This is a genomic window from Micromonospora sp. NPDC049497 (assembly GCF_044465805.1).
In the GTDB taxonomy this organism is placed as follows: domain Bacteria; phylum Actinomycetota; class Actinomycetes; order Mycobacteriales; family Micromonosporaceae; genus Micromonospora.
The window spans coordinates 26,600-46,368 of sequence record NZ_JBITMC010000027.1 but is presented as its reverse complement, the minus strand read 5'-3'; the positions used below and the strand labels follow the sequence as shown (position 1 = coordinate 46,368).

The following is a 19,769-nucleotide window of genomic DNA, read 5'->3' as shown; positions in this document are numbered from 1 at the left end:
AGTGGACCGTCCGGCTCGGCGGCGTGGTGACGCACGCTGTCCGCCGCAGCGAGGTGACGGCGTGAGTGACGCCGACGAGCAGACCCTGGCCCGCGTGGCCCTGACCTGGCTCACCGAGCCGGGCACCCGCTCGGTCCACCACCTGGTCGAGTGCCATGGCCCGGTCGACGCGCTCGACCTGCTGCTCGACGGTGGCGGGCCGGAGGAATCACTGCGGGCCACCGTGGCGGCCCGCAGCGCCGAGGGGGACGCGCGGGCGGTGGCCGCCGAGGCGCTGGCCCGTACGGACCGGCTGGGCGCCCGCGTCGTCGTCCCGACCGACGACGAGTGGCCGGCGCGGGTCGGCGAGCTGCGCCGCCTGCGCCTTCCCGATGCCCGCCGCCGCGTCGACCAGGAGACCGCCCCACCGCTCTGCTTCTGGGTACGCGGCTCGTGGCCGCTCGGCGAGGCGTTCGAGCGGTCCGTCGCGGTGGTCGGCGCCCGGGCCGCCACCGGGTACGGGAACCACGTCGCCACCGAACTCGGTTACGGACTGGCCGAACGGGACTGGACGGTGGTCTCCGGCGGCGCCTTCGGCATCGACGCAGCAGCCCACCGGGGCGCCCTCACCGCCGGTGGCCTGACGGTGGCCGTGCTGGCCTGCGGGGTGGACCGGCCCTACCCGATGGGCAACGCCGCGCTGTTCGACCGGATCGCCGACTCAGGGCTGCTGGTGAGTGAGTGGATGCCCGGGGCGGAACCGCTCAAGCCACGGTTCCTGATCCGCAACCGTGTCATCGCCGCCGGCACCCGGGGGACGGTGCTGGTCGAGGCGGCGGCCCGCAGCGGCGCGACCCAGACGGCCCGCCGGGCGCTCGCCCTGGCCCGCCGGACGATGGTGGTGCCCGGTCCGGTCACCTCGGCGATGTCCGTCGGCACCCACGAACTGCTGCGGGAGGAGCCCGAGACCCGCCTCGTCACCGGGCTCGCGCACGTGCTGGAGGAGGTGGACCGGATCGGGGACCTGGCCCCGCTGCCCCGTGGCCCGGAACGCCCGGCCGACCTGCTGGACGACGACGCGCGCTCGATCGTGGAGGCCCTGCCGCGCCGTGGCACGGTCGGGGTGGACGTGCTGGCCGCCCGCGCCGGTGTCGGTCTGCGTACCGCCCTGCGCAAACTGTCCATGCTGGAGGAGTTGGCCCTGGTGGTCCGGCACGACGACGGGTACGCGCTGGTGCCGCCACCTCGGCGCTCGGGTCGCGCCGACGCCGGAAGGGTGCGGTGAGCCCGGGACCGGTACGGCCCGTCAGTCGCCCTCGAAGCGGAGTTCCATGTCGTGATCCGCGCGCAGCCGTCGTGCCAACCGGTCGAGGCGGCGGACGTGCGCCACCTCGGCCTCGTCCCGGGCCACCTCCTCCAGGCAGGCCAGCTCGTCGGCGAGGTGAGCCGCGCGGTCGGCCGGCACCACCAGCAGACCCACCGGGTCGACCCGGTCGAGGACGGGGGTACGGCCGGTGCTCCGGACCCGCCGCACCAGACCCAGCAGCACGTCGTCGGGGTCGGGCAACACCTCCGCCGTCACGTACCGCCGCCGCCCCGGGCCGACGGGCACCATCCGGTAGAGGACGACGTCCACCCCCATGGCCAGTCCCCCTTCGTCGTTCCCGGCCGGCCGCCGGGCCACCGACCAGGGCTCGCGCCCCGTTGTACGACAGTCTGCTCGCCGCAGCCGGGCTAATCCATGACGTCCCGCCGGGCGACACGCGGCAGTCCACGGAAAGGACGGCTCGGGTATCGCGGACACCTGGTGCAGCAGCGGCTGTCACCACCGGAGGACCGCCCGGTCGTAGGGTGGACCCGTGCCAACCCAGGACACGACGCCGGGCGACGCGGCGGGGCGGGCGACGCGCAGCACCCGGGCGGCGCACCAGGCCCTTCCGCCGACGATGCGCGAGGCGGTGGACGACTTCGCCGGTCACCTGGCCGGGGTCCGTAACCGCTCGGCGCACACCGTGCGGGCGTACGTCGCGGACGTCGTGTCGATGTTGGACCATGCCACCCGGATGAGCTGCACCGAGCTGGCGGACCTGGATCTGGGGGTCCTGCGCAGCTGGCTTGCCCGGCAACGCACCACGGGGGCCGCCCGGTCGTCGCTGGCCCGGCGCGCCGCGTCGGCACGGACGTTCAGCGCCTGGGCCCATCGTGCGGGACTGCTCCCCACCGATGTGGCGGCCACCCTGGCCAGTCCGAAGGCGAGACGGGAGCTGCCCACCGTGCTCCGCGCCGAGCAGGCCGCCGCCCTGGTGGAGGCGCCGGGCAGGAGCGCCGCGGAGCCCGACGACACCCCCGGCACCGCCGCGCCGCCCGACGACACCCCCGGCCCCGCCGCGCCACCCGCCGGCCCGGTGCCACCCGCCGGCCCGGTGCCGCCCGCCGGCCCGATGCCGCCCGCCGGACCGCCCGACGACGCCGTCGGGGCGGCGGTGCTGCTGCGCGACCGGGCGCTGCTGGAACTGCTCTACGGCACCGGGGTGCGGATCAGCGAGGCGTGTGGCCTGGACGTCGCCGACGTCGACCATTCCCGGCGGGTGGTCCGGGTGTTCGGCAAGGGTGGGCGGGAACGGACGGTGCCGTACGGGCTGCCGGCCCAGCGGGCGCTCGACGAGTGGCTGCGCGACGGTCGGCCCGTCCTGGCCGGTCCGGCCACGCGTGGCGCCCTGCTGCTGGGCGCCCGCGGCGGCCGGCTCAACCCGACGACCGCCCGCCGCATCGTGAGCGGGTACGCCGAGGCAGCCGGACTTCCCCACACCAGCCCGCACGGGCTGCGCCACTCGGCCGCCACCCACCTGCTCGAAGGCGGCGCGGACCTGCGGGCGGTGCAGGAGATCCTGGGCCACTCGTCGCTGGCCAGCACGCAGATCTACACGCACGTCTCGGTGGAGCGGCTGCGGGCCGCCTACCGTCAGGCCCACCCGCGCGCCTGACCCGGACCGGCCGATCGACGACCGTCAACGAGCACGGTCGGTGATCGGGGCGACCGTTACGATCATCCGGTGAGCGTTCCCCAGCCACCCGAGCCGATTCCGGGAGCGCGCCTGCTCTTCTCCCTCGACGCGGCGGTCAGCCACCTCAACCACGGATCGTTCGGTGCCGTGCCGATCGGCGTGCAGCGGGCCCAGCAGCGGCTGCGCGACGAGGTCGAGGCGAACCCGCTGCGCTTCTTCACGGTGGGGCTGACCGAGCGCATCACGCACACCCGCCGGCACCTGGCGACCTTTCTCGGGGCCGACCCGGACGGCACCGCGCTCGTCCCGAACGCCACCACCGGTGTGGCGGTGGTCCTGCAGTCGATGGGCCTGCGCCCCGGCGACGAGGTGCTCACCACCGAGCACGGCTACGGCGCGGTGGACCTGTCCATCGCCCGGGAGTGCCGGCGTACCGGGGCCGTGACGCGGGCGCTCCAAGTGCCGCTGGCCGCGACCGACGAGGAGATCCTCCAGATCGTCCGCGCCGGGCTGCGTCCCGGCCGGACCCGGCTGCTCGTGGTCGACCAGCTCACCTCCCCCACCGCCCGGCTCCTCCCGGTGGCCGCGATCGTCGGGGTGGCCCGCGAGCACGGGGTGCCGGTCCTGGTCGACGCCGCCCACGCCCCCGGCATGCTGCCGGCCACCGTCGCCGGCATCGGCGCCGACTTCTGGGTGGGCAACCTGCACAAGTGGGCGTACGCCGCCCGCGGCACCGCCGTCCTGGTGGTGTCCCCGGCGTGGCGGGACCGCATCGAGCCGCTGGTCGTCTCCTGGGAGCAGGAGGCGGGCTTCCCGGGTCACGTCGAGTGGCAGGCGACCATGGACTACACCGGGTGGCTGGCCGCGCCGGTGGGCCTGTTCACCCTGCGCAGCCTCGGGCTCGACCGGGTCCGTGCGCACAACGCCGCGCTGGCGGCGTACGGCCAGCGGGTGGTGGGGGACGCGCTCGGCGTGCCGCCCGCCGACCTGCCGGACCCCGGCGGACCGGGGGTGGCGATGCGGATCGTCCCGCTGCCGCCCGGCGTCGCGACCAGCCTGGACGCCGCGCGGGCACTACGCGCCCGGATCGCCGACCGGCTCGCCACCGAGGTGGCGGTCAACGCGTGGGGCGGTCGGGGCTGGCTGCGGGTGAGCGGCCAGGTCTACAACCGCGCCGAGGAGTACGAGCGGCTGGCGGTGCGCCTGCCGGCCCTGCTCGCCCGGGCGTGAGCTGTCGGCCTCCAGCGGCGGAGCCCCGTCGAGGGGCAGCAGCCGCACCGGCCCGAGGCCGAGCAGGGCGAGTGGGTCGAGATACTCCGCGCCCCGGCGTAGCCCCCAGTGCAGGCAGGCCGGTACGGGACAGCCCGCGTGCCCGGCCAGCAGGACGCCGAGGGGATCGCCGGGGCGGACCGGGTCGCCCACCGTGACCGCCGGTCGCACCGGCTCGTGGGTCGTGCGCAGGCCCTGGGCGTGCCCCACGGTGACCACCGGACGGCCGGCGACCATGCCGGCGAAGAGCACCGTTCCCGGGCCGGCGGCGCGGACCACCGCACCCGGCGCAGCGGCCAGGTCGACGCCCCGGTGGCCGGGCAGCCACGGCCGGAGCGGCGGATCGAAGCGGCGGACCGGGTCGGGCGGACCGTCGAGCGGCCACCGGAACGCTGATGACACGGATGCCCCCGCTGCGGGAACGGGGACGGTGGCACCGCCCGGCGCCGGTGGCCCGAGCCGCGTGACCGGCTGAGGCACGGCCGCCGGATCCGTCACCGGGAAGGACCGGGACAGCGGTGCGGGGGCCGGTCCCACCATGGCGAGCAGGCAGATCCCGAGGGCGCAGAGCGCGGCGACGGGCCCGCGCGGAGGTGGCGACATGCCGGCAGCCTGTCGCCGCCGGCGGTCGGACGCCACCCCGCGCCCGTCCCCTGTGGATGACGGACGGGCCTGTGGACAGGCACCGGACGGGGCGATGATCTGCTATGCGCCCACGGGTCACCGGACGTGCGCGACACCGCCTAGGCTGGGCCGGTGACGCGGGACTGGTACGCCTGGCACGAGGACTACGACGACCCGGAGTCGGCGCTGACCCGCCGGCTGCGGGAGGTGCGGCGGTGGGTCCGTGAGGCGCTGGACCAGGCTCCTCCCGGCCCGCTGCGGGCGGTCAGCCTCTGTGCCGGCCAGGGCCGCGACCTCGTTCCGGTGCTGGCGGCGCATCCCCGCCGCGACGACGTGACCGCCCGGCTGGTCGAGCTGGACCCGCGCAACGCGGAGATCGCCCGGACGGCCGTCGACGCCGCCGGCCTGACCGGGGTCGAGGTGGTGGTCGGCGACGCCGCGCGCACCGACCTCTACGCCGACCTGGCTCCGGCGGACCTCGTCCTGGTCTGCGGCGTGTTCGGCAACATCAGCGACGCCGACATCCGGACCACCGTCCGGCATTGCGCGGCGCTCTGCGCGACCGGCGGCACGGTCCTCTGGACCCGGCACCGCAACAGCCCCGACCTGGTCCCCACCATCGCGGAGTGGTACGCGGAGGAGGGCTTCACGCCGGTGGCGGTCAGCACGCCGGCCGACGGCGTCGGGGTCGGCGTACACCGCTTCACCGGTACCCCCCGACCCCTGGAACGTGGCGCGCGAATGTTCGCGTTCGTCGGCTAGGACGCCTCGGAAGCCCGCCGTCTAGGCTGGTGGCACCGCCACCCACCCCCGGGGAGACCACGATGACCACTGTGGACGAGGTGAGCCGGCCGTCGCGGCTGGCCGAGCCGGACGAGGCGATCAGCCCGGAGGAACTCCAGCTGGCCGCCCGCAACCACGGCATCCCGCTGGAAGCCCTGCGCTACGACGTCACCCCGGCCGGTCTGCACTACCTGCTGATCCACTACGACATCCCGGACGTGGACCCGACGACGCACGTGCTGACCGTCGACGGCGCGGTGGACCGGCCGCTCGCCCTCGACCTGGCGGCGCTGCGCGAGCGCCCCCGGGTGACCCACCGGGTGACCCTGGAGTGCGCCGGCAACGGCCGCGCCCTGCTGCACCCCCGGCCGGTCAGCCAGCCCTGGCTGGTCGAGGCCGTCGGCAACGCCGAGTGGACGGGGACGCCGCTGGCGCCGCTGCTGCGTGAGGCGGGCCTCGGCGCGGACGCGGTGGACGTGGTGTTCACCGGCGCCGACCACGGCGTCGAGCGCGGGGTCGAGCAGGACTACCAGCGGGCGCTGCCGGTCGACGACGCGCTGCGGGAGGAGGTGCTGCTGGCGTACGAGATGAACGGCGCCCCCCTGCTCCCGCAGCACGGCGCACCGCTGCGGCTGATCGTGCCCGGCTGGTACGGCATGGCGCACGTCAAGTGGCTGCGCTCGGTCAGCGTGCGCACCGAGCCGTTCGAGGGCTACCAGAACGCGGTGGCCTACCGGCTGCGGCAGGACGCCGACGACCCGGGTGTGCCGGTGACCCGGATCGAGCCGCGCGCCCTGGTCCGGCCGCCCGGCTTCCCCGACTTCATGTCCCGTACGCGGGTGCTCCGGCCGGGGCCGTGCACCCTGGACGGTCGCGCCTGGTCCGGCCACGCGCCGGTGGCGTCGGTGGAGGTGACCACCGACGGGGGCGCCACCTGGTCGCCGGCCCGGCTGGACGAGCCGACCGGCGGGGCGTACGCCTGGCGGCGCTGGTGGCTCGACTGGGAGCCCACGCCGGGCCGGTACGTGCTCGGGGCGCGGGCCACCGACGCCTCCGGCCGCACCCAGCCGGTCGAGCAGCCGTGGAACCGGGGTGGCTTCGCCAACAACCTGGTGCAACGGGTCGAGGTCGTCGTCCTCGGGGAGTGAGGGCCGACCCGGCACCCGACGCGGACCGCCGACGCCGGCCCGGGCAGGCCGCGACCGGCGGACGGAGGCACGCCGGATCGCAGGGAGGCGGTGGTCGACGGGTGGGGGCCGTCGAGAGGGGGACGCCCGGTGGTTACGCCGCCGGGCGGGTGCGGGAGCGGCGGGTCAGCTGCCGAAGCCGGAGTCGGCCGGCAGCGAGATGTCCGGCTTCTCGAGCTCCTCGACGTTGACGTCCTTGAACGTCATCACCCGCACGTTCTTCACGAACCGGGCGGGCCGGTACATGTCCCACACCCAGGCGTCGTGCATCTCGACCTCGAAGTAGACCTCGCCGTCGGAGTTGCGGACGTGCAGGTCGACCTGGTTCGCGAGGTAGAAGCGGCGCTCGGTCTCCACCACGTAGGAGAACTGACGGACAATGTCGCGGTACTCCCGGTAGAGCTGCAGCTCCATCTCGGTCTCGTACTTCTCGAGATCTTCCGCGCTCATCGCACTCCGCCTTCCATGACCACATCTTCCCCCACCGGCGCCGGGGGCCGAGGCTGCTCGCCCAACGCCACGCCGACGGTACCCCCTGGCGCCCACGAGCGCTCCATCGGCTCGTCCGGCCGTGCACCCATCGGTCGACGGGACCGGGGCGGGGCGCCGTCGCGGCCCGACACGGTGGCCACGTTCACGTACGAGAAGCGGTGCTCCGCGCACGGCCCGCGCTCCCGCAACGCCGCCGTGTGCTCCGGGGTGATGTAGCCCTTGTGCTCGGCGAACCCGTAGCCGGGGAAGGACCCGTCCAACTCGACCATGAGCCGGTCCCGGGTGACCTTCGCCAGGACGCTGGCCGCCGCCACACACGCGGCCACCCGGTCGCCCTTCCACACCGCCAGCCCCGGCACGTCCAACCCGTCCACGCCGAAGCCGTCGGTGAGCACGTACTCCGGGCGGGTGGCCAGCGAGGCCAGGGCCCGGCGCATCGCGGCGAGGTTGCACACGTGCAGGCCCCGGGCGTCCACCTCGGCGGCCGGGATGACCACCACGGCGTACGCCAGGGCGCGGGCCACCACCTCGTCGTACACCCGCTCCCGGCTGGCCGGGGTGAGCAACTTGGAGTCGGCCAGCCCGTCGATCTCCCCGCGCCGCCCCTCGGGCAGGATCGCCGCCGCGGCGACCAGCGGCCCGGCGCAGGCGCCCCGACCGGCCTCGTCGGCCCCGGCGACGTGCCGGAAGCCGCGCCGCTGCAGCGCTCGCTCCAGCGCGTAGAGGCCGGCCTCGCGGCGGACCACGGTGCGCGGCGGCGTCAGCACGACCCACCTCCGACGCCGGTGCCGGCGGCCGGGCTGTCGGCCTCGGCCAGCGCGCGGGCGAGCACGGCCGGCAGGTCCGCCGGGTAGTACCGCTCGCCGCTCGCGACCAGCTCCTCGACGCCCCACCAGCGGTGGTCGGGCATGCAGGCACGCTCGATCTCGTTGAAGCCCGCCGTGTCGACCTCGTGCGAGGTGACCCGGACCAGGAAGAACTCCTGTTCCTGCCGGTACCAGACCCCGTCGAACGGGAACTCCGTCACCTCGAGGTGCACCGGCGCACCGAACGCCTCCGGCGGCAGCCGCAGCCCGGTCTCCTCGGCCAGCTCCCGCGCCGCGCCGGCCGCGTACGTCTCGCCGGGGTCCAGCCCTCCGCCGGGGGTGAACCAGTAGCGGTGCCCGGGGCGGGCCGGGTCGAAGCCCTCGAAGAGCAGCACCCGGCCGGCGGCGTCGACCAGCAGCACGCGGCCCGCGCGCCGAGGGGTGTAGACAGTCACCGTCCCAGACTGCCAGACACCGCCGACAACGCCCACGCCGTGTCCGGAACGACGACCTCTCAGGGCCTGGGGATCCCGTCGAACTGCTCCGGCACGCTCAGCCAGGTGGCCCGGTCCACCGGCCAGAACACGGTGAAGGCCCGACCGACGACCTTGTCCTCGGGGATGGTCGCCTCGTTGACGTCCTGGCCGGACTGCTGCCAGTGCTGCAGGGAGTCGCCGGAGGCGGAGCGGTGGTCGCCCATCACCCAGAGCCGACCCTTCGGCACGGTGACGTCGAAGTCCTGGTCGGCGGGCTTGTCCCGCTCGCCGTCGAGCGAGAACAGATACGGCTCGTCCAGCGGCTTGCCGTTGATCGTGATGCGCCCCTGCGGGTCGCAGCAGACCACGTGGTCGCCGCCCACGCCGATGACCCGCTTGATGAAGTCCTCGCCGTCGGGATTGCCGCTCCACTCGATCGGCGCCTTGAAGACGACGACCTCGCCGCGCTCCGGCGACCGGAAGTCGTAGACCAGCTTGTTGACCAGCACCCGATCGTCGATCTGGAGCGTGTTCTCCATCGAGGGCGACGGGATGAAGAAGGTCTGCAGCACGAAGGCCCGCACCAGCACCGCGACCAGGATCGCCACGCCGAGAAGAATCGGCAGTTCCTTCCAGAAGGAACTGCGCGGCTTGTCGGTCTGCTCGTCAATCACGGAAGGAGCCTACGTTGCCCGGCCGGACGCCACCGACCGGAACGCGCGAGAACGGCCAGGCCCGCCGAGATCGGGACGAGCAGCACGACACCGCCCTCGGGTGTGGGACGGACCGGGGACGGCCCACCGGTGGACGCCGAGGCGGGCCCGGAGACGTCCGCGAACGTGTCCGGGGCGGACAGGGAACTCCACCGCGACGACGGCCAGACCACGCCGAAGGCCCGGCCCACCACGTTGTCGATGGGCACCGGCCCCTGACAGCGGGCGTCCTGGGAGACCAGCCGGTGGTCACCCATGACGAAGATCTGCCCGGGCGGGACCACGACCTCCTCGAACCGCCGGGACCGGCACTCCCGTGGGTTGGGCGGCACGTCCAGTGGCGAGTCGCGCACGACGTACGGCTCGTCCAGGGGGGTGCCGTTGACCAGCACGCGCCCCTGCGCGTCGCAGCACTTCACCCGGTCGCCGGGAAGGCCGATGACGCGCTTGATGAAGTCCTTCTCGCCGGGGCGGCTCACCCCCACCAGGTCGCCGACGGTGCGGCCGAGCTTGCCGACGAACCCGGGGTCGGGCTGCTCGTCGACCTGCGGGGCCCACCGGTCGGTGCCCCGGAACACGACGACCTCGCCGCGCAGCGGGTCACGGACGTCGTAGACGACCTTGTTGACCAGCACCCGGTCGCCGACGAGGAGGGTGTCCTCCATCGAGCCCGACGGGATGAAGAACGCCTGGAGCAGGAAGGTGCGGATCAGCACGGCCAGGCAGAACGCCACGATCAGCAGCAGCGGCAGCTCCTGCCAGAGCGGCATCTGCCGGCGGGCACGGCGGGTTCTCCGGCGCCACGGATCGACCGTGCCGTCCTCGTCGAGCGTCTGCACCACGCCACTCCCCGGTCCCCAGAAATGACACTACCGCCCGGGGACCTCGTCGAGGCCCCCCGGGCGGTAGTGGACGTCTCCCCGCGTCACGGCGGGGGTGTCGCCCGGCTGCGCCCGTACCGACCAGGGTAGTGCGGTCCGGCCGGTACGGCATACGCGCAGCTCAGGCGGCGTGGCGAGCCGGAAGTCAGCTGGGCTGCTTCTCGCGCTTCTCCTTGATCTTGGCCTTCTTGCCCCGCAGCTCACGCAGGTAGTAGAGCTTGGCGCGGCGGACGTCACCGCGGGTCACGACCTCGATCCGGTCGATGCCAGGGCCGTTGAGCGGGTAGGTGCGCTCGACGCCGACGCCGAAGCTGACCTTGCGGACCGAGAAGGTCTCCCGCAGGCCGTCACCCTGGCGGCGGATGACCACGCCCTGGAAGATCTGAACACGGGACCGGTTGCCCTCGACGACCCGCGCGTGCACCTTGACGGTGTCACCGGCACGGAAGTCGGGAAGGTCGGTCCGCTTCGACTGGGCGTCAAGGGCGTCCAGGATGTTCATCGCTGTGTCCTCGTGAGGCTCACGGCGCACCGTCAGTCGGTGCGCGGATGGGTGATTCTGATCCCCGGGTGGCGGCCGGCTTGCACCGGCCCCGGTCGGGGATCCTCGCAGCCCGCCGCGGCGCGGCCGGATGCGGCAACCCCCCTACTTTGCCACATCCCCGGGGGTCACCTGAAATCCGGCCCTCTCCAGCGCGGCGGCGTCCCGTTTGTCCAGGGCGGCGGGGTCGATCGCGGCCAGCATGTCCGGCCGGCGCAGCGCGGTCCGGGTCAGCGCCGCGTCACGCCGCCAGCGGGCGATCCGGCCGTGGTCGCCGGAGCGGAGCACCTCGGGCACGTCCAGGCCCCGCCAGGTGGCCGGCTTGGTGTACATCGGTGCTTCCAGCAGGCCGTGGGCGTGCGACTCCTCATCCAGTGACCCGGCGTTGCCGAGGACGCCCGGCAGCAGCCGGGTGACCGCCTCCAGGACGACCAGCACGGCCACCTCGCCGCCGAAGAGCACGTAGTCACCCAGGGAGATCTCGGTGACCGGCATCCGGGTGGCGGCGTGGTCGAGTACCCGCTGGTCGATCCCCTCGTACCGGCCGCAGGCGAAGAGCAGGTGCGGCTCGGCGGCCAGTTCGTGCGCCAGTGCCTGGGTGAACGGCACGCCGGTGGGGGCGGGCACCAGCAGCCGGGGCGGCGGGACCTCCGCCGGGGCGAGGGAGTCCAGCGCCTCGCCCCACGGCTCGGGCCGCATCACCATGCCCGGGCCGCCGCCGTAGGGGGTGTCGTCGACCGTGCGGTGCACGTCGTGGGTCCAGGTCCGCAGATCGTGTACGGCCAGCCGCAGCGTCCCGTTGGCCCGGGCCTTGCCGATCAACGACAGGTCCAGCGGGGCGAAGTACTCGGGGAAGATCGACACGATGTCGACGCGCATGCGGGGTGCTCCAGCTAGAGGTCGAGCAGGCCGCCGGGCGGGTCGACGACGACGCGACCGCCGGCGATGTCCACCTCGGGCACGATCGCCTTGACGAACGGGATCAGCGCGGTGCCGCCCTCGGGGCGGCGCAGGACCAGCAGGTCGGAGGCGGGGGCGTGGTCGATCCGGGCCACCTCGCCCAGCCGCTCGCCGTCCGGCGTGACCACGGCCAGCCCGACGAGCTGGTGGTCGTGGAACTCCTCCGGGTCCTCCGGCGGATCGACGTCGGCGCTGTCCACCAGGAGCATGGTGCCGCGCAGCGCCTCGGCGACGTCACGCTCCAGCACGCCCTCGAACGCCACCAGCAGCCGCCCCTGGTGGAACCGGGCCGACTCCACGGTCAGCTCCGGTGGCACCTGGAAGACCACGCCGGGACCCGCAGCCGGGTTGGCCGGAGGCGTCGCCCCGGGCTCGGTGCGTAGCACCACGCCCGGGGCGAAACGCTGTTCGGGCTCGTCGGTCCGCACCTCCACGGTGACCTCACCGCGGATCCCGTGCGGTTTGCCGATCCTGCCGACGATGAGCTGCATCAGTACGAGTCGACGATGTCGACGCGTACGCCGCGCCCACCGATGGAGCCGATCACCTGGCGCAGCGCCTTGGCGGTCCGGCCGGACCGCCCGATCACCGTGCCGAGGTCCTCGGGATGCACGCGAACCTCGAGCCGCTTGCCCCGACGGGAGTCGACCATCCGGACGCGTACGTCATCGGGGTGGTCGACGATGCCCTTGACCAGGTGCTCCAACGCCGGACGCAGTGGCATGTCAGGCCTGCTCACCGGCGTCGGCAGCCGGGGCCTCGGCCGGAGCCTCGGTCTTCGGAGCCTCGGTCTTCGGCGCCTCGGCCTTCGGCGCCTCGGCCTTCGGCGCCTCGGTCTTCGGCGCCTCGGTCGCGGCCGGGGCCTCCGCCTTGGCGGCCTTCTTGGCCGGCTTGGCCGGGGTCTCCGGGGCCAGCCCGGCGGCGGCCTTCGCCTCGGCCTCGTACGCCGCCTTGCGGTCGGCCCGCTCCGGGGCGACCTTCAGCGGCGGCGGGGCCGGCAGGCCCTTGAACTTCTGCCAGTCACCGGTCAGCTCCAGCAGACGCTGCACCGCCTCGCTCGGCTGCGCGCCGACGGACAGCCAGTACTGGACCCGCTCCGACTTGACCTCGATCACCGAAGGGTCTTCCTTCGGCTGGTACACGCCCACGAACTCGATCGCGCGACCGTCACGCTTGGTGCGCGAGTCGGCGACGACGATGCGGTACTGCGGGTTGCGGATCTTGCCCATCCGCAGGAGCCGGATCTTTACGGCCACAGTTGTTTCGCTCCTGTTGCGATCTCACCGACCCCAACGGGGCGGTGCACGGGTGAGCGCCGACCGGCACAGTGGGGTTGGGCCGGAGACTACTCGGTGGACTGGCGGACGTGCCCGGGTTAGAGGGCGCCGGACACGCGCCGGATACCAGCCAGCCATTCTGCCAGATCGGGTCGGGACTTCTCACACCGGACCGGCACGGGTCACCCACCGGGCGCGGACTGTGACCGGAAACACGTCTCCGGTCAGCGGGCCGGCGGCCGGTCCCAGCCCGCCGGCAGCTCGCTCGGAGCCGTCCAGTCGACGGGCGGGGTGAAGTCGCACCAGGTGCCGTCGAACGGGAACTCCCCCGCCTCGGCACGAGCGACGACCCGCTTGCCCTCGGCGCGGACCGCGTCCGGGTCGGGCACCCAGTAGTGGTCGGGGAAGGCCAGCCGCTCGGTGAACTCCTCCTCGTCCTTCCACTCCCAGCTGCGGTCGGGGCGGACGACCACGTCGAGGTCCTGGTCGATCATGTCCACCCCGGCGACCGACCCGTCGTCCCAGCGGACGCCCGGTTCCTCCAGGTTCACGTACCACTCGGCGAAGCGACCTCGGGCGTCGGAGAACCACCAGACCGAGTGGGCGGCGCCGGTGGGCAGGAACTTCAGCAGCGGCGGGCCGTTCCACCGCCCCCGCGCCAGCCGGTAGGACGAGGTGACCCACTCGGCGAACGGCATCGCCCGCATGCCCAGACCCGCCTCGGTGACCTCGTGCGCCACCGGGCTGTCCCGGGCGACCCAGAGCAGCAGACCCCGGTCGTCGTCGAGGACCACCCGGGCCGGCCGCACCCAGCCGATCCGGCCGTGCCGGACGTTCCGGTGCATGATCAGCCGTCCCGGCTCGAAGCGCACGTCACCACCCGCAACTGTTAACAGGGGACCCCTCCTCTACCGGAGACGTTAAGAAGGGGCCCTTCCTTACACCTCAGTAGGCGCGGGCGAGGATGGCGACCAGGTCCGGCTCGTCCTCGGAGTCCGGCACCGAGCCGTCGGCGCGGAGCAGGCAGCGCACCGTGACGCCCTGCCCGTTGGCCTCGGCCTCGCCCTGCACGCCGACCGCCGACCACGGCACCTTCGCCCAGCCGTTGGCCGCCGCCTCGATCGCCTCGGCGAGGGTCTGGACCTCCACCGTGCGGGACTCGCGGTTCGCGAGGGCCTGGTCGTGCAGCGTCTTCTGGTCCGCGTCCAGCGCCGCGAGGACCGCGCCGACCACGTCGGCGACCGGCGTCGGAGCCTTCGAGCCGTCCGTACGCCGGACCACGACCGCGTTGCCGGCGGCCAGGTCGCGGGGGCCCACCTCGACGCGTACCGGATAGCCGCGCAGCTCGGCGTCGACGGCCCGGCGGCCGAACGCGGTGTCGGTGCGGTCGTCGAGCGCGACCCGGACACCGGCGTCGCGCAGGCCGTCGCGGAGCTTGGCCGCCGCCTCACCGACACCCTCGCCGTCCTTGACGACCATGACGTACGCCTGCACGGGCGCCAGCTTCGGCGGAACCCGCAGGCCGTTGTCGTCGCCGTGGCACATGATCAGACCGCCGAGCATCCGGGTCGAGGTGCCCCAGGAGGTCGTCCAGGCGAGCTCCCTGCCACCCTCGGCCGAGGAGTAGCTGATGTCGAACGCCTTGGCGAAGTTCTGTCCCAGTTCGTGGCTCGTACCCAGCTGGAGAGCCTTGCCGTCACCCATCATGCCTTCGCACGTGTAGGTGGCGGTCGCCCCGGCGAAGCGCTCCCGGGCGGTCTTGAGCCCGACCACCACCGGGATGCCGATGACGTTGACCATCAGGTCCTCGTACGCCTCGTGCAGGATCCGGCGGGCGTACGCGCGGGCATCCTCGCGGGTGGCGTGGGCGGTGTGGCCCTCCTGCCAGAGGAACTCGCTGGTACGGAGGAAGATCCGGGGGCGCAGCTCCCAGCGGACCACGTTCGCCCACTGGTTGAGCAGCAGCGGCAGGTCCCGGTACGAGTCGATCCACTTGGCCATGAACTCGCCGATGACCGTCTCGCTGGTGGGGCGCACCACCACCGGCTCGGCCAACTGCTTGCCGCCACCGTGGGTGACCACGGCCAGCTCCGGCGAGAAGCCCTCGACGTGCTCGGCCTCGCGCTTGAGGTAGCTCTCCGGGATGAACAGCGGGAAGTACGCGTTCTCCGCGCCGGCCGCCTTGATCCGGGCGTCCATCTCGGCCTGCATCCGCTCCCAGATGGCGTAGCCGGCCGGTCGGATCACCATGGTCCCCCGGACCGGGCCGTTGTCGGCCAGCTTCGCCTTGGCGATCAGGTCCTGGTACCAGCGGGGAAAGTCCTCCGCACGGGGAGTGAGCACGCGTGCCATGACCGCACATCCTATGCGCCTCCCCACCGACCGACGCGATCGGGCGGCCCGCCCGGATCCCGCGTCGTGCCGCCGCCGCTGTTGGGGCGCCGACCGGCACGGCTTTCCGGGCGCCGACCGGCAGGGCCGTCCGGGCGCCGGCCGGCACGGCTTCTCGGGCGCCGACCGGCAGGGCGCAGCACACGGTCCGCGCCCCGGTCCGCCGTAGACTTCGACCACCATGGGTGAGTCGAGAAGCACCACACCGGTCCGGGACGGCATCGTCGCCGCCGCCCGCGCGCTGACCGTCGCGCGCGGCTGGGACGGCGTACGGATGGGCGCCGTCGCGACCGCGGCCGGGGTGAGCCGGCAGACCGTCTACAACGAGTTCGGCAGCAAGGCGGGTCTGGCCGAGGCCCTGGCACGGCACGAGGTGGACCGGTTCGTCGACGACGTCCGGGCGGCGCTGGGAGCGCACGGCACCGACGTCCGCGCCGGCGCGTACGCGGCCATCCGGCACACCCTCACCCAGGCGGCGGACAACCCACTGATCAAGGCGATCCTGACCAGTGCCCGGGGCGGCTCGGACGAACTCCTGCCGTACCTGACCACCCGGGCCGACCTGGTGCTCACCGAGGCGTCCGGCGCGCTGCTGGAGTGGGCCGGCGGCATCCTCCGCGGAGCCGACCCGGCCGCCCTCGCGTTCGCGGCGGACTCGACCGTCCGCCTGGTGGTGAGCCACATCGTGCTCCCCCAGGCCCCGGTCGACCAGACCGCCCGCGCCCTCGCGGACCTGGCCGTCCACCTCTTCCTCAAGTCCACCACCCCAACCCGCTGACCACCCCCCACGCCCCCACCCCCCCGCGCCCCACCCCCACGCCCCGACACCGGCGCAGTTTCACGGAAAGAGTGGCTATCCGCCGTGGAATGACCACTCTTTCCCTGAAAATGCGGGCGGACGGGCGGACGCTGCGCCCCGCGCGGCGGGGTCAGCGGATGACGCGGCCGCGGAGGACGACGCGGGACGGGGTGCGGACCACGCGCAGGTCGGTGCGGGGGTCCTCCGGGTACACGGTGAGGTCGGCGAGGCCCCCCTCGACCAGGCCGGGGAAGCCGAGCCACTCGCGGGCGCCCCAGGAGGCGGCGGCGAGGACGTCGAGCGGGGACATGCCGGCCTGCTCGTGCAGCAGCAGCATCTCCTCGGCGGCCAGCCCGTGGTCGATCCCGCCGCCGGCATCGGTTCCCACGTAGATCGGCACCCCCGCCTCGTACGCCGCGCGCACCACCTCCGGGAAGCGGTCGCGCAGGGCGAGCATGTGGTCGGCGTACCCGGGGAACTTCGCCCGTGCCTGCTCGGCGATCCCGCCGAACGTCCGGATGTTGATCATCGTCGGAACCAGGGCGGTGCCCTGGCGGGCCATCTGGTCGATCAGGTCGAGGCTGAGCCCGGTGCCGTGCTCGACCGAGTCCACCCCGGCCCGCACCATGATCTCCACGGCCGCCTCGGAGAAGGTGTGCACCGCCGCGCGTACCCCGGCGGCGTGCGCGACCGCGACGGCCGCCGTCAGGGTGTCGGCGTCCCAGGCCGGCGCCAGGTCCCCCACCCCGCGGTCGATCCAGTCGCCGACCAGCTTGACCCAGCCGTTGCCGGCCGCCGCCTGCTCGGTCACCGTGGCGGCGACCTCCGCCGGCCCGACCTCCACGCCGATGTCGCGCAGGTAGCGCTTCGGCGGCGCGACGTGCCGGCCCGCGCGGGCGAGCCGGGGCAGGTCCGGCTCGTCCTCCAGCTCCGGATAGGGGTGCGGGGAGCCGGCGTCCCGGATGGCGAGGACCCCGGCGTCCCGGTCGATACGGGCCAGCTCGCGGGCCTGGTCGAGGGAGGTGATCGGGGCGCCGCCCCGGGCGATGCCGATGTGACAGTGCGCGTCGGTCAGGCCGGGCAGGACGAAGCCGCCGTCGGCGACGGTCTCGGCGTCGGGCACCGGGTCGAAGGTGACCCGGTCGCCGACCAGCCACAGGTCCCGGACCTCGTCGTCGGGCAGGAGCACACCGCGCACATGCAGAGCCATGCACACAGTCCTACCGGATCATCCCCCGCCGCGCCTCGGCGGGCCGCCGCCCGCGGCGGTCGCCGGTCCGCTCACCCGGACCGGGTGGGGCCGCCTCACCCGGTGACGGTGGACGGTAACGGGACCCGAGAGCTCAGGGAGGAAAGATGGCTGTCCGGACGAAGGTACATCCCTCGCCCACCGACGAGTTCCCGCTGCACCCGGCGTACGGCTTCCGGATGCGTCGCCAGCGGCACCCCATCGGCGTACGCGGTGGGCCACGGCGCGCCCCACGCGGGTACGAACTGAGCGACAGCGACCAGCGGCAGGTCCGGGCGGCGTACGGGCTGCGCATGCGGCAGCTGGCCCGAGCGGTGGTGACGGCCGGCCGCCAACCGGGCGACGCGACGGAGAACCTGATCGGCCAGTTGGAACAGCGGATGGACTCGCTGGTGCACCGGGCCGGCTTCGCGCCCTCGGTCGACGCGGCACGGGATCTCGTCGCCCACAACACCTTCACCATCGACGGCGGCAAGGTCAACCGGCCGTCGTACCTGGTGCAGCCGGGACAGACCATCGAGGTGCGCCGGGACCGGCAGTGCCGCGCGCCGGTCGCCGTCGCCATGGCCGAACACGCCGACGAGGACGCACCGCCGTACCTGGAGGTCAGGCCGGAGCGGTTTACCGCGACCCTGACCCGGGAGCCGCGACGGCAGGAGGTGCCCGCGCTGCGGGACATCCCCCTCGCCGTCCGCGCCGAGGAGCCGATCGCGCGCTGAGCGTGCCCGCTCCGAACGACCGCGGCCCCGTCCCGCACAGGGTCAGCGGGGCCGCTGGTCGCCCTTGCCGAGCTTGTTGAAGTCGATCTTCGGAAGCTTGAAGCCCGGCGGCAGCCCCTGCCCACCGGCCAGGTCGTTCGGGTCCATCCCCGGCGGGAGCTGCGGCATGCCGCCCGGGAAGCCGCCCGGCATGCCGGCGCCCGCGCCGGTACGCGGCCGGTTGCCGCCCTTGGTGCCCTTGCGCTTGTTCTTCGGCGACTTGGTCGCCTTGCGCCGCCCGCCGCCGGGCAGGCCCATCATGCCGCCCATCTGCTTCATCATCTTCTGCGCGTCGGCGAAGCGGTTGAGCAGCTGGTTGACGTCCATGACGGTGACGCCGGAACCGTTGGCGATGCGCGCCCGGCGGGACCCGTTGATGATCTTCGGGTTGGTGCGCTCGCCCGGGGTCATCGACCGGATGATCGCGGTGACCCGGTCGAAGTGCGTGTCGTCCAGCTCGGCGAGCTGGTCCTTCATCTGCCCCATGCCGGGCATCATGGCCAGCACGTTGGCGATCGGGCCCATCCGACGGACCGCGATGAGCTGGTCGAGGAAGTCCTCCAGCGTGAACTGCTCGCCGCCCATCAGCTTGGCGGTCATCTTCTCTTTCTGATCTTCGTCGAAGGCCTGCTCGGCCTGCTCGATCAGAGTGAGGACGTCGCCCATGCCGAGGATCCGGCTGGCCATCCGGTCGGGGTGGAAGACGTCGAAGTCCTCCAGCTTCTCGCCGGTGGAGGCGAAGAGGATCGGCTGCCCGGTGACCTCGCGGACCGACAGCGCGGCACCACCACGGGCGTCGCCGTCGAGCTTGGAGAGGACCACGCCCGTGATGCCCACGCCGTCGCGGAACGCCTCGGCGGTGCGGACGGCGTCCTGACCGACCATCGCGTCGATGACGAAGATGACCTCGTCGGGGTCGACGGCGTCGCGGATGTCGGCGGCCTGCTGCATCATCTCGGCGTCGATGCCGAGGCGGCCGGCGGTGTCCACGATGACGATGTCGCGGGCGGCACGCCTCGCGTGCTCGATGGAGGCGCGCGCCACCTGGACGGGGTCGCCGGTGCCGTTGCCGGGCTCCGGGGCGTACACCTCGACGCCGGCGCGGCCACCGAGCACCTGGAGCTGCCCGACGGCGTTGGGGCGCTGGAGGTCGGCGGCGACCAGCAGCGGCTGGTGGCCCTGCGCCTTGAGCCAGCGGGCCAGCTTGCCGGCGAGGGTGGTCTTACCGGAGCCCTGGAGGCCCGCCAGCATGATCACGGTCGGCGGCTGCTTGGCGAACTGGAGCCGCCGCCCCTCGCCGCCCAGGACGTTGATCAACTCGTCGTTGACGATCTTGATGATCTGCTGCGCCGGGTTGAGCGCCTCGGAGACCTCCGCGCCGCGGGCCCGTTCCTTGAGGTTGGCGATGAAGCCCTTGACCACCGGCAGGGCGACGTCCGCCTCCAGCAACGCCATGCGGATCTCGCGCGCGGTGGCGTCGATGTCGGCGTCGGTGAGCCGACCCTTGCCGCGGAGCTTGGTGAAGATCCCGGACAGGCGGTCACTCAAGGTGTCAAACACGCGAACATCCCGTTTGTCA

21 protein-coding genes and 2 pseudogenes are annotated in these 19,769 nt (G+C 73.7%); 7 read left to right on the top strand and 16 right to left on the bottom strand.

Annotated features, from left to right (window positions below):
• The first annotated feature begins 61 nt into the window (after positions 1-61).
• Positions 62-1,264, top strand: a complete 1,203-nt coding sequence (locus ACIBR0_RS26650) for a DNA-processing protein DprA (RefSeq protein ID WP_396720133.1) — start codon at positions 62-64, stop codon at positions 1,262-1,264.
• 21 nt (positions 1,265-1,285) lie between these two features.
• Here the strand turns inward: ACIBR0_RS26650 and ACIBR0_RS26645 are convergent, their stop codons facing one another.
• A complete protein-coding gene (locus tag ACIBR0_RS26645) occupies positions 1,286-1,621 on the bottom strand; it encodes a hypothetical protein (protein ID WP_396720131.1) in 336 nt (111 codons plus the stop codon).
• A gap of 304 nt (positions 1,622-1,925) precedes the next feature.
• Here ACIBR0_RS26645 and ACIBR0_RS26640 point away from each other — a divergent pair, with 304 nt between their 5' ends.
• Both ACIBR0_RS26640 and ACIBR0_RS26635 read left to right on the top strand, forming a co-directional pair.
• Entirely contained in the window at positions 1,926-2,963 is a 1,038-nt protein-coding gene (locus ACIBR0_RS26640; RefSeq protein ID WP_396720157.1) for a tyrosine recombinase XerC, read from the top strand.
• A gap of 69 nt (positions 2,964-3,032) precedes the next feature.
• Positions 3,033-4,214 (top strand): aminotransferase class V-fold PLP-dependent enzyme, encoded by a 1,182-nt coding sequence (locus ACIBR0_RS26635; RefSeq protein ID WP_396720129.1) that lies wholly within the window; start codon positions 3,033-3,035, stop codon positions 4,212-4,214.
• Positions 4,215-4,235: 21 nt separating this feature from the next.
• Here ACIBR0_RS26635 and ACIBR0_RS26630 read toward each other — a convergent pair.
• Positions 4,236-4,892: pseudogene (locus tag ACIBR0_RS26630) on the bottom strand (murein hydrolase activator EnvC family protein); the annotation flags it as partial.
• Positions 4,893-5,009: 117 nt separating this feature from the next.
• Between ACIBR0_RS26630 and ACIBR0_RS26625 the strand changes: the two are divergent.
• On the top strand, positions 5,010-5,639 hold the full coding sequence (locus ACIBR0_RS26625; protein WP_396720127.1) for a methyltransferase domain-containing protein: 630 nt from the start codon (positions 5,010-5,012) through the stop codon (positions 5,637-5,639).
• A gap of 62 nt (positions 5,640-5,701) precedes the next feature.
• Positions 5,702-6,808, top strand: a complete 1,107-nt coding sequence (locus tag ACIBR0_RS26620; protein ID WP_396720125.1) for a sulfite oxidase — start codon at positions 5,702-5,704, stop codon at positions 6,806-6,808.
• A 165-nt stretch (positions 6,809-6,973) separates the two neighbouring features.
• Here the strand turns inward: ACIBR0_RS26620 and ACIBR0_RS26615 are convergent, their stop codons facing one another.
• From ACIBR0_RS26615 to proS, 12 genes and pseudogenes are all read right to left on the bottom strand, one after another.
• On the bottom strand, positions 6,974-7,297 hold the full coding sequence (locus ACIBR0_RS26615; RefSeq protein ID WP_011905215.1) for a DUF2469 domain-containing protein: 324 nt from the start codon (positions 7,295-7,297) through the stop codon (positions 6,974-6,976).
• Positions 7,294-8,106, bottom strand: a complete 813-nt coding sequence (locus tag ACIBR0_RS26610) for a ribonuclease HII (RefSeq protein ID WP_396720122.1) — start codon at positions 8,104-8,106, stop codon at positions 7,294-7,296. Before ACIBR0_RS26610 ends, ACIBR0_RS26615 begins: the two co-directional genes overlap by 4 nt.
• Positions 8,100-8,600, bottom strand: a complete 501-nt coding sequence (locus tag ACIBR0_RS26605; RefSeq protein ID WP_396720120.1) for an NUDIX hydrolase — start codon at positions 8,598-8,600, stop codon at positions 8,100-8,102. Before ACIBR0_RS26605 ends, ACIBR0_RS26610 begins: the two co-directional genes overlap by 7 nt.
• A 59-nt stretch (positions 8,601-8,659) precedes the next feature.
• Positions 8,660-9,295: a signal peptidase I gene (gene lepB, locus ACIBR0_RS26600; protein WP_396720118.1), complete on the bottom strand. Its 636-nt coding sequence runs from the start codon at positions 9,293-9,295 to the stop codon at positions 8,660-8,662.
• 9 nt (positions 9,296-9,304) lie between these two features.
• Positions 9,305-10,176 (bottom strand): annotated as a pseudogene (gene lepB / locus ACIBR0_RS26595) (signal peptidase I).
• Between the two features lie 184 nt (positions 10,177-10,360).
• Positions 10,361-10,717 (bottom strand): 50S ribosomal protein L19, encoded by a 357-nt coding sequence (rplS, locus tag ACIBR0_RS26590; protein WP_030335223.1) that lies wholly within the window; start codon positions 10,715-10,717, stop codon positions 10,361-10,363.
• A 144-nt stretch (positions 10,718-10,861) separates the two neighbouring features.
• Positions 10,862-11,635, bottom strand: a complete 774-nt coding sequence (gene trmD, locus ACIBR0_RS26585; RefSeq protein WP_357036316.1) for a tRNA (guanosine(37)-N1)-methyltransferase TrmD — start codon at positions 11,633-11,635, stop codon at positions 10,862-10,864.
• 14 nt (positions 11,636-11,649) lie between these two features.
• Entirely contained in the window at positions 11,650-12,207 is a 558-nt protein-coding gene (gene rimM, locus ACIBR0_RS26580) for a ribosome maturation factor RimM (RefSeq protein ID WP_396720116.1), read from the bottom strand.
• Positions 12,207-12,467 (bottom strand): RNA-binding protein, encoded by a 261-nt coding sequence (locus ACIBR0_RS26575; protein ID WP_172862164.1) that lies wholly within the window; start codon positions 12,465-12,467, stop codon positions 12,207-12,209. The genes rimM and ACIBR0_RS26575 overlap by 1 nt, the downstream gene beginning before the upstream one ends.
• Complete coding sequence (gene rpsP, locus ACIBR0_RS26570) at positions 12,442-12,972, bottom strand: 30S ribosomal protein S16 (RefSeq protein ID WP_396720114.1); 531 nt, start codon at positions 12,970-12,972, stop codon at positions 12,442-12,444. The genes ACIBR0_RS26575 and rpsP overlap by 26 nt, the downstream gene beginning before the upstream one ends.
• A 245-nt stretch (positions 12,973-13,217) precedes the next feature.
• The gene (locus tag ACIBR0_RS26565) at positions 13,218-13,865 is read right to left on the bottom strand and encodes a DUF402 domain-containing protein (RefSeq protein ID WP_396720112.1); all 648 of its coding nucleotides are present in this window, start codon (positions 13,863-13,865) and stop codon (positions 13,218-13,220) included.
• A gap of 73 nt (positions 13,866-13,938) precedes the next feature.
• Positions 13,939-15,345: a proline--tRNA ligase gene (gene proS, locus ACIBR0_RS26560; protein WP_396720110.1), complete on the bottom strand. Its 1,407-nt coding sequence runs from the start codon at positions 15,343-15,345 to the stop codon at positions 13,939-13,941.
• A 220-nt stretch (positions 15,346-15,565) separates the two neighbouring features.
• Here proS and ACIBR0_RS26555 point away from each other — a divergent pair, with 220 nt between their 5' ends.
• On the top strand, positions 15,566-16,162 hold the full coding sequence (locus tag ACIBR0_RS26555) for a TetR family transcriptional regulator (RefSeq protein ID WP_396720108.1): 597 nt from the start codon (positions 15,566-15,568) through the stop codon (positions 16,160-16,162).
• A gap of 151 nt (positions 16,163-16,313) precedes the next feature.
• Here the strand turns inward: ACIBR0_RS26555 and ACIBR0_RS26550 are convergent, their stop codons facing one another.
• A complete protein-coding gene (locus tag ACIBR0_RS26550; RefSeq protein WP_396720106.1) occupies positions 16,314-17,393 on the bottom strand; it encodes an amidohydrolase family protein in 1,080 nt (359 codons plus the stop codon).
• A 146-nt stretch (positions 17,394-17,539) separates the two neighbouring features.
• Here ACIBR0_RS26550 and rpsD point away from each other — a divergent pair, with 146 nt between their 5' ends.
• Positions 17,540-18,151 (top strand): 30S ribosomal protein S4, encoded by a 612-nt coding sequence (gene rpsD, locus ACIBR0_RS26545; protein ID WP_396720104.1) that lies wholly within the window; start codon positions 17,540-17,542, stop codon positions 18,149-18,151.
• A 42-nt stretch (positions 18,152-18,193) separates the two neighbouring features.
• On the opposite strand, the gene ffh is transcribed toward rpsD, so the two are convergent.
• Positions 18,194-19,750, bottom strand: a complete 1,557-nt coding sequence (gene ffh / locus ACIBR0_RS26540; RefSeq protein WP_396720102.1) for a signal recognition particle protein — start codon at positions 19,748-19,750, stop codon at positions 18,194-18,196.
• Between the last annotated feature and the right edge of the window lie 19 nt (positions 19,751-19,769).

Excerpts from the sequence above, each read along its gene's own strand:
- ACIBR0_RS26645 (WP_396720131.1), bottom strand. The coding sequence starts at position 1,621 with ATGGGGGTGGACGTCGTCCTCTACCGGATGGTGCCCGTCGGCCCGGGG.
- ACIBR0_RS26640 (WP_396720157.1), top strand. The coding sequence starts at position 1,926 with ATGCGCGAGGCGGTGGACGACTTCGCCGGTCACCTGGCCGGGGTCCGT.
- ACIBR0_RS26620 (WP_396720125.1), top strand. The coding sequence starts at position 5,702 with ATGACCACTGTGGACGAGGTGAGCCGGCCGTCGCGGCTGGCCGAGCCG.
- ACIBR0_RS26615 (WP_011905215.1), bottom strand. The coding sequence starts at position 7,297 with ATGAGCGCGGAAGATCTCGAGAAGTACGAGACCGAGATGGAGCTGCAG.
- rplS (WP_030335223.1), bottom strand. The coding sequence starts at position 10,717 with ATGAACATCCTGGACGCCCTTGACGCCCAGTCGAAGCGGACCGACCTT.
- trmD (WP_357036316.1), bottom strand. The coding sequence starts at position 11,635 with ATGCGCGTCGACATCGTGTCGATCTTCCCCGAGTACTTCGCCCCGCTG.
- rimM (WP_396720116.1), bottom strand. The coding sequence starts at position 12,207 with ATGCAGCTCATCGTCGGCAGGATCGGCAAACCGCACGGGATCCGCGGT.
- proS (WP_396720110.1), bottom strand. The coding sequence starts at position 15,345 with ATGGCACGCGTGCTCACTCCCCGTGCGGAGGACTTTCCCCGCTGGTAC.
- ACIBR0_RS26555 (WP_396720108.1), top strand. The coding sequence starts at position 15,566 with ATGGGTGAGTCGAGAAGCACCACACCGGTCCGGGACGGCATCGTCGCC.
- ACIBR0_RS26550 (WP_396720106.1), bottom strand. The coding sequence starts at position 17,393 with ATGGCTCTGCATGTGCGCGGTGTGCTCCTGCCCGACGACGAGGTCCGG.
- rpsD (WP_396720104.1), top strand. The coding sequence starts at position 17,540 with ATGGCTGTCCGGACGAAGGTACATCCCTCGCCCACCGACGAGTTCCCG.